The sequence below is a fragment of the Curtobacterium sp. 320 genome (assembly GCF_031455235.1).
GTDB lineage: Bacteria > Actinomycetota > Actinomycetes > Actinomycetales > Microbacteriaceae > Curtobacterium.
In genome coordinates this window covers 13,435-28,860 of the sequence record NZ_JAVDSI010000009.1, presented here as the reverse complement: position 1 = coordinate 28,860, position 15,426 = coordinate 13,435, and the positions used below count along the sequence as shown (strand labels likewise).

Genomic DNA, 15,426 nt, shown 5'->3' with positions numbered 1-15,426 from the left:
GCCGTCGTCGTCCGGCGTGCTACTTCGACGCGGCGTCGATCTCGGTGATGACGTCGGTCAGCGTGGCGATCTTCTTGCCGTTCACGAGGACGGTCGGCGTGCCGAAGCCCTGCGTGCCCTGCAGTGCCGGATCGGCCAGCACGGCGTTGGTGGACTTCGTCACCCACCCGCGGAAGCGCTCGCTCGACAGGCACTCGGAGACGTTCGACCCGGTCGCGCCGCCGGCCTTGACGAGCTTCGCGATCTCGGCGTTCGTCAGGCCCTTCGTGCCCTCCTCCGGCTGGTTGTCGAAGAACTGCGTCTGGACGTCGAGGAACTTGTCCGGCGCGTAGTTCGCGACGCACATCGCGGCGTTCGCGGCACGGCTGGCGTACCGCGAGTTCTGGTAGCTGCGGTCGAGGATCGACACGGGCTGGATCGCGAGGGTCGCGTCGCCGGACTTCACCTTGTCGAGGATCTGGTCGGCGTAGGCGGCCTCGAACTGCTTGCAGACCGGGCACGCCCAGTCGACGTACTCGGTGACCTGGACCTTCCCGTCGGCGGCCGCGGTGGGCACCGGGGACGGGGTGGCCTTCGCCGACACCGCGCCGGAGGTCACGGGGGTGACCGTGCCGTCGCTGCCGGTGAACTGGATCGCACCGGTCGCCATGTTCTTCGGCCCGGCCGCGGACACGGCGGGCTGGTTGTTCACGTTCACCACCACGATCGCGACGATCGCGGCGACGGCGATGATCCCGAGGCCGATGCCGCCCTGCAGGAACCAGCGGTTGCGGCGCTTGCGGCGCTTCTCGGCCTCGGCGCGCTGCCGGGCGACGTCACGGGCGTGCTGGCGACGCTCGTTCTTCGTGGGACGGTCGTTGTTCGTCACGCGTCGGTCCCCCGGACTCAGGCGAACCAGAGCGCGAGCTCGCGCGCCGACGACTCGGGGCTGTCGGAGCCGTGCACCAGGTTCTGCTGCACCTTGAGGCCCCAGTCGCGGCCGAGGTCACCGCGGATCGTCCCCGGCGCGGCCGAGGTCGGGTCGGTGGTGCCGGCGAGCGACCGGAAGCCGGCGATGACGCCGTTGCCGGCGACGCGCACGGCGACGACCGGGCCGGACTGCATGAACTCGACGAGGGGCTCGAAGAACGGCTTGCCCTGGTGCTCCTCGTAGTGGGCGTCGAGCAGGTCACGGGGCGCCGTCACCATCTTCAGGTCGACGATCTCGTAGCCCTTGGCCTCGATCCGGCGGAGGATCTCACCGGTGAGCTGGCGGGCGACGCCGTCGGGCTTGACGAGGACGAGGGTCTCTTCGAGATCGGACACGCGGAACTCCTGGTGTTTCGTGGTCGAACGGGGTGGTCAGTCCTCGCCGAGGGCCGCGCGTCTCGCGGCGTTCTGACGGTCGAGCTGACCGCCCTTGACGAAGCAGAAGACCCACAGCGCCAGGAACACCACGGCCACGGCGAACATGAACGGTTCGATGAACCCGGTGGCGAGGATGGCCGCCTGCAGCAGCCACCCGAACCCTACACCGGCGCGGTTGCCGGTCAGGCGAGAGGCCAGCGCCAGCACGATCATCGAGCCGATGCCACCGCCGAACGCGACCGCCGGCGGGAGCGTCCCCTTGCCGAACACGACGAGCATCGGGAAGAAGAACATGATCGCCTCGAGCACGAGGGTGATCGACAGCAGGCTCTCCCGTGCACCGCGATCGCGTCGCGGCCGACGGGTGCGCGGTGCGCGTGGGGTCCTGGAGGCGCGGCCCGCGTCCGTCACTTCGTCCCGCCTTCGGCGTGGACCAGGTCCATGACCCGGCCCACCATCACGATCGAGCCCGCGACGAGCACCATGGCGTCGTCCGCCTCGGCGTCGTCCGCGAGGTCACGGGCTTCCTGGAGGGCGGCCTCGAGCGACGGCTCGACGACGACCCGGTCCTCGCCGACCTCGTCGACGACGACCCGGGCGAACTCGTCCGCGTCGAGGGCACGCTCCCCCGGCGGCTGGGTCACGACGAAGGTCGCGACGGTGTCCTTGAGCGCGCGGACGAAGCCGCGGGCGTCCTTGTCGCCGAGGATGCCGACGACGCCGACCACGTGCTCGGACGGGAACGCCACGGGGAGCGCTTCGGCGAGCGCGCGTGCGCCGTGCGGGTTGTGCGCCGCGTCGACCACCACGGTCGGACCCGTGGCGATCGGCTGGAGTCGGCCGGGGCTGGTCGCACCGGCGAGTCCCTCGGACAGGACGTCCTCGTCGAGGGCCTGCGAACCGCGGCCGAGGAAGGCCTCGACGGCGGCGATCGCGACGGCGGCGTTGTGCGCCTGGTGCCGGCCGAAGAGCGGCAGGAACAGGTCGTCGTAGCGTCCGGCGATGCCCTGCACGGTGATGAGCTGGCCGCCGACGGCCGGCGTCACGTCGACGAGCCGGAAGCCGTCCCCCTCGACCGCGAGGGTCGACTCGGTGAGCTCGGCCGCGCGCTGCAGCTCGGCGAGCGCCTCGGGCGTCTGCGCGCTCGAGACGATCGACGACGACGGCTTGATGATCCCGGACTTCGTGCGGGCGATCTCGGCGACGGTACTGCCGAGCTGCTTGGCGTGGTCGATCGCGATCGGCGTGAACACCTGCACCTGGCTCTGCACGACGTTGGTGGAGTCCCACTCGCCGCCCATGCCGACCTCGATCACGGCGACGTCGACCGGAGCCTCGGCGAAGCACGCCAGGGCGAGGACGGTCAGCGCCTCGAAGAAGGTCAGCGGGAGCTCGCCCTTGTCGGTGAGCTCCTGGTCGGTCATCTCGAGGATCGGGGCGATGTCGTCCCAGTTCTCCACGAAGCGGTCGGCGGCGATCGGGGTGCCGTCGATGACGATGCGCTCCCGGATCGACACCAGGTGCGGGCTCGTCATGAGGCCGGTCCGGAGGCCGTGTGCCCGGACGATGCTCTCGGCCATGCGCGCGGTCGAGGTCTTGCCGTTCGTGCCGGTCAGGTGGATCACGGGGTACGACAGGTGCGGGTCGCCGAGGAGCTCGACGGCGCGCCGGGTCGCGGACAGCCGGTGTTCGGGCGACTGCTCGCCGATCCGGGCGTACAGGGCCGCCTCGACGCGCTTGACCTCGTCGTCGTCCGCGCCGTAGGGCACGGCGTCGGCGGGGTCCGTCGCACCGGCGGGGCCGACGGGGATCTCGATGCCGTCCTCGGACGGTTCTTCGGGGTACTCGCTCATGCGCGTGACACCTCCACGGTCACCTTCGCACCGTCACCGACGTCGGTGGTGGTGGCGTCTGCCCCGAGGGGCACGATCTCGACGCTCGTCGACAGGGTCTCCCCCGCGATGAGCTGCTGGTGGGTGCGGACCGCCGCGTCGGCGACCTCGTCCGCGCCGAGGGTGAGGACGATGCGGTCGCTGACGTCGAGGTCGGCGTCACGGCGGGCCTGCTGGACGGCGCGGACGACGTCGCGGGCGAGTCCCTCGGCCTCGAGCTCGGGCGTCGTCACGGTGTCGAGCACCGCGAAGCCGCCGCCGTCGAGGAACGCCACCGCCACGGAGTCGTCGGCGACGGTGAGGTCGAGCGTGTACTCGCCCTCGACGAGGTCGACGCCGCCGACGGTCACGCCGGACTCGGTCGCGGTCCAGTCGCCCTTCTTGGCGGCTGGGATGACCTGCTGGACCTGCTTGCCGATGCGGGGTCCGGCGGCACGGGCGTTCACGGTGAGCTTCCGCTCGATGCCGTACCGACCGAGCGACGACTCCTCCTGCTGCTCGAGCACGACCTGCTTGACGTTGAGCTCGTCGCGGAGGATGTCCACGAAGGGTTCGACGGCCGCCGGGTCGGGCACCACGAGCGTCAGGGTGGCGAGGGGCAGGCGGACGCGCTTGCCGGTGGCCTTGCGGAGCGCGAGCCCCTTCGAGGCGACGTCCCGCACGCGGTCCATGGCGTCGACGAGCGCCTGGTCGGCCGGGAACTCCTCGGCGTCGGGGAAGTCCTCGAGGTGGACGCTGCGGCCGCCGGTCAGTCCCCGCCAGACCGCGTCGGTCACGAGCGGGGCAAGGGGTGCGGCGACGCGGGTGAGCGTCTCGAGCACGGTGTACAGCGTGTCGAATGCGGCACGGGCCTCGGGCGAGGACTCGGCGCCGAGCCAGAACTTGTCGCGCGACCGGCGCACGTACCAGTTCGTCAGCACGTCGGCGAAGTCGCGGACGGCCTGGGCGGCGAGCGGGGTGTCGAGCGCATCGAGGTGCTGCTGCACGTCCGACACGAGCACCCGGGTCTTCGCGAGCAGGTAGCGGTCGAGCACGTCGGTGCTCGCCGTGCTCCGCGACGCCTGGTACCCGGACTCCCCCGACGCGTTCGCGTAGAGGGTGAAGAAGTAGTACGTCGACCAGAGCGGGAGCAGGAACTCGCGGACGCCCTGGCGGATGCCCTCTTCCGTGACGACGAGGTTCCCGCCGCGGATGACCGACGACGACATCAGGAACCAGCGCATCGCGTCGGCACCGTCGCGGTCGAACACCTCGGAGACGTCCGGGTAGTTCCGGAGCGACTTCGACATCTTCTGGCCGTCGGAGCCGAGCACGATGCCGTGGCTGATGACGTTCTTGTAGGCCGGCCGGTCGAACAGCGCGGTGGACAGCACGTGCATGACGTAGAACCAGCCGCGGGTCTGCCCGATGTACTCGACGATGAAGTCGGCCGGGTTGTGCGACTCGAACCACTCGCGGTTCTCGAACGGGTAGTGCACCTGGGCGTACGGCATCGACCCGGAGTCGAACCAGACGTCGAACACGTCGGTGATCCGGCGCATCGTCGACTTCCCGGTGGGGTCGTCCGGGTTGGGGCGCGTCAGGTCGTCGATGAACGGGCGGTGCAGGTCGACCTCGCCGTCGGCGTTCACCGGCAGTCGACCGAAGTCACGCTCGATCTCCTCGAGCGAGCCGTACACGTCGGTGCGCGGGTGCTCGGGGTCGTCGGACTGCCACACCGGGATCGGCGTGCCGAAGTACCGGTTGCGGGACACCGACCAGTCGATGGCGTTGCCGACCCACTTGCCGAACTGACCGTCCTTGACGTTGTCCGGCACCCAGTTGATTTCCTGGTTGAGCTCGCCCATGCGGTCGCGGAACTCGGTCACGCGGACGAACCAGCTCGACACGGCCTTGTAGATGAGGGGCTTCCGGCAGCGCCAGCAGTGCGGGTAGCTGTGCTCGTAGGACGCCTGGCGGAGCAGTCGCCCGGCGTCGCGGACGGCCTTCGTGAGGGGCTTGTTCGCGTCCGACCAGAGCATCCCGGCGACCTCGCCGAACTGCGACGTGAAGACACCGCCCTCGTCGAGCGACAGCACCACGGGGATGCCCGCAGCGGCGCAGACCACCTGGTCGTCGGCACCGTAGGCCGGGGCCTGGTGCACGATGCCGGTGCCCTCGCCCGTCTCGACGTAGTCGGCGACGAGGATCTTCCAGGCGTTCTCCATGCCCTCGGTCTCCGCGAGGAAGTCGAAGAGGCGCTCGTACTCGACGCCGTCGAGCTCCGCACCCGTCAGGGTGCGGACGACCGCGGCAGCGGCGTCCTCGGCAGTCTCGTAGCCGAGGTCCTTCGCGTAGGCGGCCACGGTGTCCGACGCCAGCATGTACCGGGCGGAGCCGGCGGCGCCACCGTCAGCCGCGCCTCCTGGGCCGGCCGGCAGCACCACGTACGAAACCGCAGGCCCGACGGCCAGCGCGGCGTTCGTGGGCAGGGTCCAGGGGGTCGTCGTCCAGGCGAGCGCACGCACGCCGTCGAGCCCGAGCTCCGCGGCGCGCGAGCCCCGCAGCGGGAACGACACCGTGACGGACTGGTCCTGGCGCATCTTGTAGACGTCGTCGTCCATGCGCAGCTCGTGGTTCGACAGCGGCGTCTGGTCGTTCCAGCAGTACGGCAGGACCCGGAAGCCCTCGTACGCGAGCCCCTTGTCCCAGAGCTGCTTCCACGCCCACAGCACGCTCTCCATGAACGTCACGTCGAGGGTCTTGTAGTCGTTCTCGAAGTCGACCCAGCGCGCCTGGCGGGTGACGTACTGCTGCCACTCGTCGGTGTACTGCAGGACGGACTTCTTGGCGGCGGCGTTGAAGACGTCGACGCCCATCTCGTCGATCTCGTGCTTCTCGGTGATGCCGAGCTGGCGCATCGCCTCGAGCTCGGCGGGCAGGCCGTGCGTGTCCCAGCCGAAGCGGCGGTGCACCTGCTTGCCGCGCATGGTCTGGTAGCGCGGGAAGACGTCCTTCGCGTACCCGGTCAGGAGGTGGCCGTAGTGCGGCAGGCCGTTGGCGAACGGCGGGCCGTCGTAGAACGTCCACTCGTCGCAGCCCTCGCGCTGGTCGATCGACGCCTGGAACGTGCCGTCGCCCTTCCAGAAGGCGAGGATCCCCTGCTCGACGGCGGGGAAGGACGGCGACGGGACGACGCCGTCTGCGTCGGAATCAAGTGGGTAGCGCACCGCGGGGCTCCTGTGGGTTGCCGGTTCTCAGGACCACGAGGACGGAGCAGGCTCCGCGGTACCACCTCGCTTGCCGCTCCGGGTGACCCGGGGCGACCGCTCGTTGCCGGGGCGTGCGCGGCCCGGTCCGCCCGGTTCTACTGCCGGCGGTCGATGGTGCTGACGGCCGGGTTCTTCCGGAGGCTCCCCGGTGATGGCCGGATCGACGCCTGTGTGCACGAGTTTAGCGGACGAGAGCATGCTGGAGCGATGCCCTCGTCAGATGCTGCCCCCGCGCAGCAGGAGCGTCCCGATTCCCTGCTCACCGTCGTCATCGCGTTCGGCGCGAACCTGCTCGTCGCGATCGCCAAGACGATCGCCTCCCTGATCTCGGGGTCGGCGTCCATGGTCGCCGAGGCCGCGCACTCCTGGGCCGACACCGGCAACGAGATCTTCCTGCTCGTCGCCGAACGGCGTGGCTCGAGGAAGCGCGACACCGCGCACCCGCTCGGCTACGGCCGTGAGACGTACATCTGGTCGATGTTCGCCGCGTTCGGCCTCTTCACCGCCGGCGCCATCGTCTCGATCTACCACGGCATCACCGAGCTCGGGGACACCGGGCCGGCCGAGGACGTGCTGCTGAACTACATCGTCCTCGGGCTGTCGTTCTGCCTCGAGGGCACGAGCTTCCTGCAGGCGTACCGGCAGGCGCACGGCGCGGCGACGAAGCGGCGGGTGCCGGTGCTCCGGCACGTCCTGCAGTCGTCGAACCCGACCCTCCGTGCCGTCTTCGCCGAGGACGCCGCGGCACTCATCGGCCTCGTGGTCGCGTTCCTCGGGGTGTTCCTCCACCAGGTCACCGGCCTCGCGGTCTTCGACGCCGTCGGCTCGATCGCGATCGGGATCCTGCTCGGGGTCGTCGCGATCGTCCTGATCGACCGCAACCGTCGGTTCCTGCTCGGGGAGAGCACGTCCCCGGAACTCGAGAACGCGGTGCTCGTCGAGCTGCTCGGGCGGTCGCAGATCGAGCGCGTCACCTACCTGCACCTCGAGTTCGTCGGGCCCTCGCGGGTCTACCTCGTCGCCGCGGTCGACCTGACCGGCAACGAGAACGAGGAGCACGTGGCGGTGCGATTGCGCGACGTCGAGAAGTCCCTCGAGGAGAGCCAGTACATCGAGGAGGCCGTGCTCACCCTGAGCTACCCCGGCGACGAGTCGCTCGTGCCGACGGGCGACGACGTGCCGGAGGTGGTGCGGGACGGGACGGCCGAGGACGTCGCCGCGGGCGGGGCCGGCACGCTCCGGACCGACTGAGCCGCACGCATCTGCCGCGCGGTCGGGTCAGCCGCGGTCGGCGGGCACCAGGGTCGCGGTGTCCCCGCGCCGCTCGATCACCAGGCCGTCCCGCACGACCCACACCCGCAGCGCGTCGAGCCGGAACTCCTCGAACCGCTCCGGGTGCTCCCGCAGCAGGGTCCGCAGGTCGTCGTCCATCGGGAACCGCGGGTCGATCCCGGCGACGAGCACGCCGTAGTCCCCGTGCGTCACCCCCTGGGTCGCGCCACGACGGCCGATGAACACGGCGAACGACTGCTGCGCCGACCCCGACACGAGGACCCGGACGTCGTCAGGCACCCCGCGTTCCTCGAGGACCCCCTCGAGCCGGGCGAACCCGGTGGTGCGGGTCTCGGCGACGGTCCGCACCACGACGACCGCGGGGACGATCGTCACCACGACAGCGAGGAGCGCGACCACGGTCGTGAGCGGCGGCCGCAGCCGGGCGAGCCGGGTGTACCCGACGGCGGCGAGCGCGATGATCCAGGGCATCCACGCCTGGTAGTAGTGCGGCAGTGCGACGTTGGCCGTCGAGTAGAAGACGACGAGGATCCCGAGCGCGATCCCGAGGAGCGCGACGAGCCGGTCCGGGCGGATCGCGAACGCCGCGGCCATGCCGACCAGGAGCACGACGACCGTCGGCCACCCGACGCCCTCGACGACCCGCACGAAGTTCGTCCACCACGGCGCGATCATGTACGTCTTCCCGAGGACCGAGATGATGTGCCCGCGGGTGTCGTGCTTGCCCTGGAACTCGATCATGAAGGTGATCGCCCGGACCCCGCCGACGGGCACGTACGCGACGACGAACACCACGGCGAACGCCGCGGCGGCCGCGACGCCCCCGGTCAGCAGCCCGGACCAGCGCCGGAACAGCAGCGGGACCGCGACCAGCGCGAGCACGAGGACGGTGGTGGTGACCTTCGACGTGACCGACAGCGCCAGCAGGGCACCGGCGAGCGCCATCCACCACCAGCCGTCCCAGGCCGTGGTCCGGTCGGCGGGGCGTCGGGGTCGGGTCGCCCACTGCCAGGCAGCGGCGAGCGCCGCCACGGCGAAGAAGGTCATCAGCGGTTCGAGGAGGGCGAGCCGGTCGATCCGTGCGGCCGTGCCGGACGCGACGTCCGCCCACGTCGGCGAGTCGGCACGCGGCGTGAGCCACCAGAGCCCGGCGGCGAGCACGGCGCCCCAGTACCCGATCGGACGCCGGAGCCAGGCGAACAGGACGATGCCGGTGCCGAACGAGGCCGTCGCGGCGACGAGACGGGGCCCGAGCACGCCCTCGCCGAACACGAGCTGCGCGACGCCGAACAGGTACTTGCCGGTCGGCGGGTGCTGCAGGTTCGAGGTGAGCACCCCGTGCACGTAGTCCCACCCGGCCCGCGTGTAGGTGAACTCGTCGACGTAGGTGCTCTGTCTGCCGATGTGCCAGTACGCGACGAACACCCCCGCGAGGGCGACCACGGCGAAGACCGCGGTTCGTGTCCATCGCGCGCGGGTCATGGGGAGAGAGCCTATTGGGCCGGACCTCAGTGGGAGTCGAGACCCGCTGCGACCGGGGTGAGCGCCGCCCCGACGTACTCGACGAGCGGTCGGCGCCCGACCCCGTCCGAGACCCAGACGCCGAAGGCCGCTGCGGCCGCCCCGAGCATGGCGCCGGACACCGTCTGGGGCCAGAGCGCCGCCGGGTGCTCCCCCGTCCGGCGGGCGACGAAGGCCGCCACCGCCGCGTGCTGGGCCGTCACCCGTGCCGCGACGCTCGCCACGAGCTCGGCCCCGATGCCCATCACCTCGGCCTGTGCGATCGCCCAGGGGACCCGGTCGGGGTCGTGGGCGCGGGCGGTGGCGAGCAGCGCGGCCTCGACGGCCCGCACCGCGGACTCCTCGGTCGAGGCGGCGAGGCACGCCGGGAGCGTCGCGACCGCGGCGTCGAGGTCGAGCCAGAGCACGTCGGACTTCGCCGTGAAGTAGTTGAAGAACGTCGCACGGCTGACCCCGGCCCGTGCGGCGATCTGGTCGACCGTGGTCCGCCCGTAGCCCTGCTCGAGGAACAGCTCGGCCGCGGCGTCGGCGAGCACCTCGGCGCTCGAGCGTCGGGGGCGGCCACCGCGGCGCATCGGTTCGTCCATGGGCCCCAGTAAACCGCTAGACTCGTTCAGCCATGATCTTGGACTCAGTACAGAAAACCACCGTCGTGGTCGCCGGCGCCGCCGCACTCCTCCTCGTGCTCGCCGGCTGCACCGGCGGGGGCACCGCGACGTCGAACAGCACACCGGTCGACGGCGGCACGCTCACGTACGCCTCGGGCGACGCCGAACCCACCTGCCTCGACCCGCACGTCGGCGGCAACTACCCGCAGGCGCTCCTGTCCACCCAGTACATCGAGGAGCTCACCGCGCTCGACGACGGCAAGCCCGTCCCCGCGCTGGCGAAGTCCTGGACGACGAGCGACGACGGCAGGACGCTCACCTTCACGCTGCGCGACGACGTGACCTTCACCGACGGCACGCCCTTCGACGCCGCCGCGGTCGTGGCGAACATCGAGCACGTGCAGGACCCGGCGACCGCGTCGAGCACGGGGTACCTCGCGCTGCAGTCGATCACGAAGGCGACGGCCACCGACGACCACACCGTCACCCTGACGCTGAGCCGGCCGGACAGCGCGCTGCTCGAGTCGTTCTCGCAGCCGTGGGTCGGTATGGAGTCCCCGAAAGCGCTGGAGCGCTCGCAGGCGGTGAACTGCGAGTCGCCGGTCGGCACCGGCCCCTTCGAGGTCACCGGCTGGAAGCACGGCGACCGGGTGACGCTCCGCAAGAACGCCGACTACACGCCGCTCCGCGGCAGCACGGAGCCCCGCCTCGACGGCATCACGTGGCGCTTCCTGCCCGACTCGACCTCGCGGTACGCGGCACTGCAGTCCGGCCAGGTCGACGTCATCGACAACGCCCAGCCCGACCAGCTCAAGGCGGCCTCGTCGAAGGGGTCCATCCGCGACCTCGACGCTCCGCGCCCCGGTGCGTCGAACCGCCTCGAGCTGAACTCCGGCCACGGGGTCTTCCGGGACGAGGCCGTCCGCAAGGCATTCATCGCCGGCGCCGAGATCGACCCCGGCATCCGGTCGCTCTTCCTCGGGACGGCGAAGCGCTCGTACTCGGTGCTCTCCAGCGTCGAGCCGTACGGGTACTCCGACAAGAGCCTGTTCCAGTACTCCCCGACGAAGGCGAAGCGACTCCTCGACGACGCCGGCTGGAAGGTGGGCAGCGACGGCATCCGCGAGAAGGACGGAGAGCAGCTGACCGTCACGTTCCCGGTGTCGACGAACCAGTCCGTCCCCGCCGAGCGCAGCCTGTTCCAGCAGATCCAGGCCTCCGAGAAGGCCGTCGGCTTCAAGGTCGTGCTGCAGGAGCTCGACCTCTCCAGCTGGTACGCGGCCCTCGCGGCGAACGAGTACGACGTCGTCAGCGCGCCGTACACGAAGGTGGGCGCGGACGTCCTCCGCATCCTGTACGACTCCGCCAGCATCACGCCGGCACCGTCCGGGTACTTCGCGAACCTCGCCCAGCTCGACGACCCGAAGCTCGACGATCTGCTCCAGCGGGCTGCGCAGACCTCGGACACGTCCGAGCGCGGCGATCTCTACGAGCAGGCGCAGGAGATCATCCTGTCCAGCGGCACCGTCCTCCCGCTCTACGACCAGCAGAACCACTTCCTGCTGCGGTCGAGCGTGCACGGTGTGCAGACCACCGCGGTGTCGACGCCGTGGTTCGGCACGGCCTGGATCGACCGCTGATCGCGACCTCGCGATCGTCGGACGGGAGGCACGGATTGCGTCGCGGACGTCGAGGCACGCCCGCCGCGTGGTCGGCGTGGACCCTGTGGGGACTGCGCCGCCTGGCCGGCGGCATCGGGGTGCTCTGGGCGGTCGCCACGATCGTGTTCGTCGCGATCCGGCTCATCCCGGGCGACCCGGCGCTCGCGATCCTCGGCGGACCGGGCTCCCAGGCCTCGGCCGAGGCGGTCGCGCAGGTCCGACAGGAGTACGGCCTCGACCGGCCGGTGCTCGTGCAGTACGCGGTGTTCCTCGGGCGTCTGGCGACGGGGCACCTCGGTGACTCGTACGCGTTCCGGACGCCGGTGTCGACGCTCCTCGGGCAGCAGCTCCCGGTCACGCTGACCCTGGCCGTGGCCGGGCTCGTCGTCGCCTGGGTGCTCGCCATCGTCGCCGCGTGGTGGTCGACGCAGCGCGGTCGGTTCGCCGCGGGACTCACGAGCGCCCTGAGCGTCACCGCGAGCGTCACCCCGCACTTCTGGCTCGGCAGCGTCCTCATCGTGGTGTTCGCCAGCGCCCTCGGCTGGGTGCCGGCGGTCAGCGACGGCTCGGCCCGGGGCTGGGTGCTGCCGGTCGTCACGGTGGCCGTGCCGGTCGCCGGGTACCTCGCCGAGACCGTCCGGGACGGCGTGGTCGACGCACAGCGGTCGGCCTTCGCACTCGCGGCCCGCAGTCGTGGCGAGACCCGCGCGGGACTGTTCGGCCGGCACCTGCTCCGGCACGCCGCACTCCCGGGGATCGCCCTGTCCGCGTGGGCGTTCGGTTCGCTCGTGTCCGGTGCGGTCGTCGTCGAGTCGGTGTTCGCGCTCCCGGGCATCGGGCGCGCACTCGTGACCGCGGTGACGCAGCGGGACATGCCGCTCGTCGCGGGCATCGCGCTGGTGTCGGCCGCCGCGTACGTGGTCGTGCTCGCCGTCGCGGACCTCGTCGAGCGTGTGGTGGACCCGCGTGCCGGCGGGACGGCCGAGGCGGGGGCGACCCGGCGTCGCGCCCCGCGCGTCACCCGGCACGGGGCGGGCGCACGGTGAGCGGGATCGCCGAACCGCGCCTCCAGGCCGGTGCCCAGGGTGACGCGTCCGCCGGACGGTCCGAGCGAGTCCGTGGGGGGACGCTCGGCCCGGCCGGATGGACCGCTGCCGCCGTCGTGGCGCTGGCCGTGGTCGCGGCGGTGTGGCCGGCCCTGCTCGGCGGTGGCGACCCGCTCGCCGTGCACCCGGCGCAGGCGCTCCAGGCGCCGTCGTGGTCGAGCCCGTTCGGCACCGACGAGTCCGGGCGGGACGTCCTCGCCCGGGTCGTCGCCGGGACGCGGGCGTCGCTCGTGGTCGGTGTGGTCGCGACGCTCGTCGGCGGCGGGGTCGGGGTCGTGCTCGGCGTGGTCGCGGGACTCGGCGGGCGCGTCGTCGACGGGGTCGTCGGCCGACTGACCGAGGTCGCGTTCGCGCTCCCCCTGCTCCTCGTGGCGCTCGTCGTCATCGCGGTGACCGGCCCCGGGCCCGTCCCGGCGATGCTCGCGGTCGGGTTCGCCACGGCGCCCGGGTACGCCCGGATCGTCCGCGGGCTCGTGCTCCGGGCGCGCCGCTCGCAGGTCGTCGAGACAGCCGTGCTGATGGGCCGCTCCCCCGCCGTCATCACCGCGCGGCACGTGCTCCCCGCGGCGCTCTGGCCGGTCGTGGCGGTCGGGACGCTCGGCGTCGGACAGGCGATCGTGTGGGCCTCGGCGCTGAGCTACCTCGGCGTCGGCACCCCGCCACCCGCGCCGGAGTGGGGCGCGATGCTGGCCGACGGTCGCACCTACCTGCAGACGGCCCCGTGGATGAGCACCTTCCCCGGCCTCGCGATCGTGGTCCTGGCGACCGCGGTGACCGTGCTCGGCCGGGCGATCCGACGAACAGGAGCGATCCGATGACCGTGCTCGACGTGCAGGGGCTGACCGTCAGCATCGGCGGGGCAGTGGTCGTGCAGGACGTCGCGCTGCACGTCGATGCCGGCGAGTGCGTCGCGCTCGTCGGCGCCTCCGGCTCCGGCAAGACCGTCACCGCACGGGCGGCGCTCGGCCTGTCGGCGCCCGGCTCGTCCGTCCGGGTCGACCGGCTGACCGTGGCCGGGCTCGACGTCCGGGCGTTCTCGGACCGCAGGTGGCGGAGCGTGCGCGGCTCGCGGGTCGGCTACGTCGGCCAGGAGGCCCTGGGCGCCCTGGACCCACTGCGTCCCGTCGGGCGAGAGGTCGCGGACGCCCTCCGGCTGCACACGGACATGACGGCGGCGCAGCGGGTGGGGGCCGTGCGGGACGCACTCGCCGCGGTCGGCCTCGACCCGGCGCTCGCCACGGACGGTCGGCTTGCGGGCTCCTTGTCCGGCGGGATGCGCCAGCGCGCCCTCATCGCCGCGGCCACGGTCGGGTCGCCGGAGCTCGTGGTCGCCGACGAACCGACGACCGCGCTCGACGCCGGGGTCGCGGTCACCGTGATGGAGCAGCTGCGTGCGGCCCAGTCGCGCGGCGCCGGGCTGCTCGTCATCACGCACGACCTCGGGCTCGTCGCGGGGTGGGCGGACCGGGTGGTCGTCGTGCACGAGGGACGCGTGGTGGAGCAGGGGCCGGTGGCGTCGGTGTTCGCGGCGCCGCAGCACGAGGCGACGCGGGCGCTGGTGCGGGCCGCGGGTGCGGGTGCCGGTGCGCCCGGGGCGGGTGCGCGCGGGACGGGTGCGGAGAGTGCCGGGGCGCCGGAGGCCACGCACGGTGCGCGGTTCGCCGGCGGTGGCGGCACGCACGGTGCGGGGTTCGTCGGCCAGACCCCGGCGGACCACCCCGTGCGAGGCTCCGACGCCGCACCCAGCCCGCGACCCGGCACCGAACCACCGGCGTCGCACGGTGCGGGCGTGGTGCTCGCGGCCGAGGGGCTCGCGCGGGCGTTCGACGGCGTCCCCGCCGTGCGCGACGTGTCGTTCGGGCTCGAGCGCGGGCGCGTCCTCGGCGTGATCGGTGCGTCGGGGTCCGGCAAGACCACGCTCGCGAGGATGCTCCTCGGCCTCGAACTCCCCGACGCCGGCACCGTCACGCTCGACTCGTCGCCGTGGGTGCCGCTCGACGAACGCACCCGCCGGCCCCTGCGGCACCGGGTGTCCGCGGTGGTGCAGGACCCCGGGGCGACGTTCGACGAGCGGTGGAGCGTGGAGCGGGTCCTCGCGGACGCGTTCACCTTCGGCGCCGAGCGGTCGGCCCGTGGTGCGCTCGGTGCCCGCATCGACGCGGCGCTCGACCAGGTGGGGCTCGACCCTGCGCTCCGGCGACGCTCGCCGCTGACGCTGTCCGGCGGGCAACGGCAGCGCCTCGCGATCGCCCGCGCACTCGCGACGTCGCCCGAGGTCATCGTGCTCGACGAACCGGTCACCGCACTCGACGCCACGGTGCAGGACGCGGTGCTGACGCTCCTCGAGGGGCTCCGGGACAGCACGGGGGTGGCGATGGTCTTCGTGTCGCACGATCTCCGGGCCGTCCGGCGGATGGCCGACGACGTGCTGGTCGTGCACGAGGGCCGGGTCGTCGAGCAGGGCCCCGCCGCGACGGTGTTCGACCGCCCGGCGCACGCCGTTACCGCGCGCTTGCTGCGGGCCGCCGAGCGGCTCGCCGCGGGCCCGCGGCCCGAGGCCGGCGCCGCGTAGCGCGCGCCGCGCGCCTGAGGTCGCCGAGACTCGGCCCGGCGGACACTTTCGCGGGTCGGAGGCCCGAGGAACGTCCGGCCAGCCGAGTCTCGGCGCAGGGCCGCGCCGCGCACCGCCGCGCCGCGCACCGCGCCCGGACGAGCGGAGGCACGGCGCGACGTCCGAGACGGACGCG

Annotated in this window: 12 protein-coding genes; 5 read left to right on the top strand and 7 right to left on the bottom strand. The window is 72.4% G+C overall.

The annotated features are described in order from the left end of the window. Positions 1 to 19 precede the first annotated feature (19 nt). From J2X60_RS12835 to ileS, 5 genes are read right to left on the bottom strand one after another with little or no spacing between them, the layout of a single operon-like run. Positions 20 to 868 (bottom strand): thioredoxin domain-containing protein, encoded by an 849-nt coding sequence (locus J2X60_RS12835; RefSeq protein ID WP_309887992.1) that lies wholly within the window; start codon positions 866 to 868, stop codon positions 20 to 22. Positions 869 to 885: 17 nt separating this feature from the next. Next, complete coding sequence (gene ndk, locus J2X60_RS12830; protein WP_070416558.1) at positions 886 to 1,305, bottom strand: nucleoside-diphosphate kinase; 420 nt, start codon at positions 1,303 to 1,305, stop codon at positions 886 to 888. A 36-nt stretch (positions 1,306 to 1,341) separates the two neighbouring features. Further along, positions 1,342 to 1,758, bottom strand: a complete 417-nt coding sequence (locus J2X60_RS12825; RefSeq protein WP_070416559.1) for a DUF4233 domain-containing protein — start codon at positions 1,756 to 1,758, stop codon at positions 1,342 to 1,344. Then, the gene (locus J2X60_RS12820) at positions 1,755 to 3,200 is read right to left on the bottom strand and encodes a folylpolyglutamate synthase/dihydrofolate synthase family protein (RefSeq protein WP_083403306.1); all 1,446 of its coding nucleotides are present in this window, start codon (positions 3,198 to 3,200) and stop codon (positions 1,755 to 1,757) included. The genes J2X60_RS12825 and J2X60_RS12820 overlap by 4 nt, the downstream gene beginning before the upstream one ends. Next, entirely contained in the window at positions 3,197 to 6,448 is a 3,252-nt protein-coding gene (gene ileS, locus J2X60_RS12815) for an isoleucine--tRNA ligase (RefSeq protein WP_309887988.1), read from the bottom strand. The genes J2X60_RS12820 and ileS overlap by 4 nt, the downstream gene beginning before the upstream one ends. Positions 6,449 to 6,697: 249 nt before the next feature. Between ileS and J2X60_RS12810 the strand changes: the two genes are divergently transcribed. Then, a complete protein-coding gene (locus tag J2X60_RS12810; protein WP_071295394.1) occupies positions 6,698 to 7,741 on the top strand; it encodes a cation diffusion facilitator family transporter in 1,044 nt (347 codons plus the stop codon). Between the two features lie 27 nt (positions 7,742 to 7,768). On the opposite strand, the gene J2X60_RS12805 is transcribed toward J2X60_RS12810, so the two are convergent. Together J2X60_RS12805 and J2X60_RS12800 are read right to left on the bottom strand one after the other, a co-directional pair. Continuing rightward, complete coding sequence (locus J2X60_RS12805) at positions 7,769 to 9,265, bottom strand: hypothetical protein (RefSeq protein ID WP_309887985.1); 1,497 nt, start codon at positions 9,263 to 9,265, stop codon at positions 7,769 to 7,771. A gap of 26 nt (positions 9,266 to 9,291) precedes the next feature. Further along, entirely contained in the window at positions 9,292 to 9,891 is a 600-nt protein-coding gene (locus J2X60_RS12800) for a TetR/AcrR family transcriptional regulator (protein ID WP_070416563.1), read from the bottom strand. Between the two features lie 32 nt (positions 9,892 to 9,923). Here J2X60_RS12800 and J2X60_RS12795 point away from each other — a divergent pair, with 32 nt between their 5' ends. Genes J2X60_RS12795 through J2X60_RS12780 form a run of 4 tightly spaced genes read left to right on the top strand, consistent with a single transcriptional unit; the run spans position 9,924 to position 15,251 of the window. Next, the gene (locus tag J2X60_RS12795; RefSeq protein ID WP_309887983.1) at positions 9,924 to 11,552 is read left to right on the top strand and encodes an ABC transporter substrate-binding protein; all 1,629 of its coding nucleotides are present in this window, start codon (positions 9,924 to 9,926) and stop codon (positions 11,550 to 11,552) included. A gap of 35 nt (positions 11,553 to 11,587) precedes the next feature. After that, complete coding sequence (locus J2X60_RS12790) at positions 11,588 to 12,619, top strand: ABC transporter permease (RefSeq protein WP_309887974.1); 1,032 nt, start codon at positions 11,588 to 11,590, stop codon at positions 12,617 to 12,619. Then, positions 12,616 to 13,497 carry an ABC transporter permease gene (locus tag J2X60_RS12785; RefSeq protein ID WP_309887971.1) on the top strand — a complete coding sequence of 294 codons (882 nt, stop codon included), beginning with the start codon at positions 12,616 to 12,618 and terminating at the stop codon, positions 13,495 to 13,497. Before J2X60_RS12790 ends, J2X60_RS12785 begins: the two co-directional genes overlap by 4 nt. Continuing rightward, complete coding sequence (locus tag J2X60_RS12780; protein ID WP_309887969.1) at positions 13,494 to 15,251, top strand: ABC transporter ATP-binding protein; 1,758 nt, start codon at positions 13,494 to 13,496, stop codon at positions 15,249 to 15,251. Before J2X60_RS12785 ends, J2X60_RS12780 begins: the two co-directional genes overlap by 4 nt. Positions 15,252 to 15,426 lie beyond the last annotated feature (175 nt).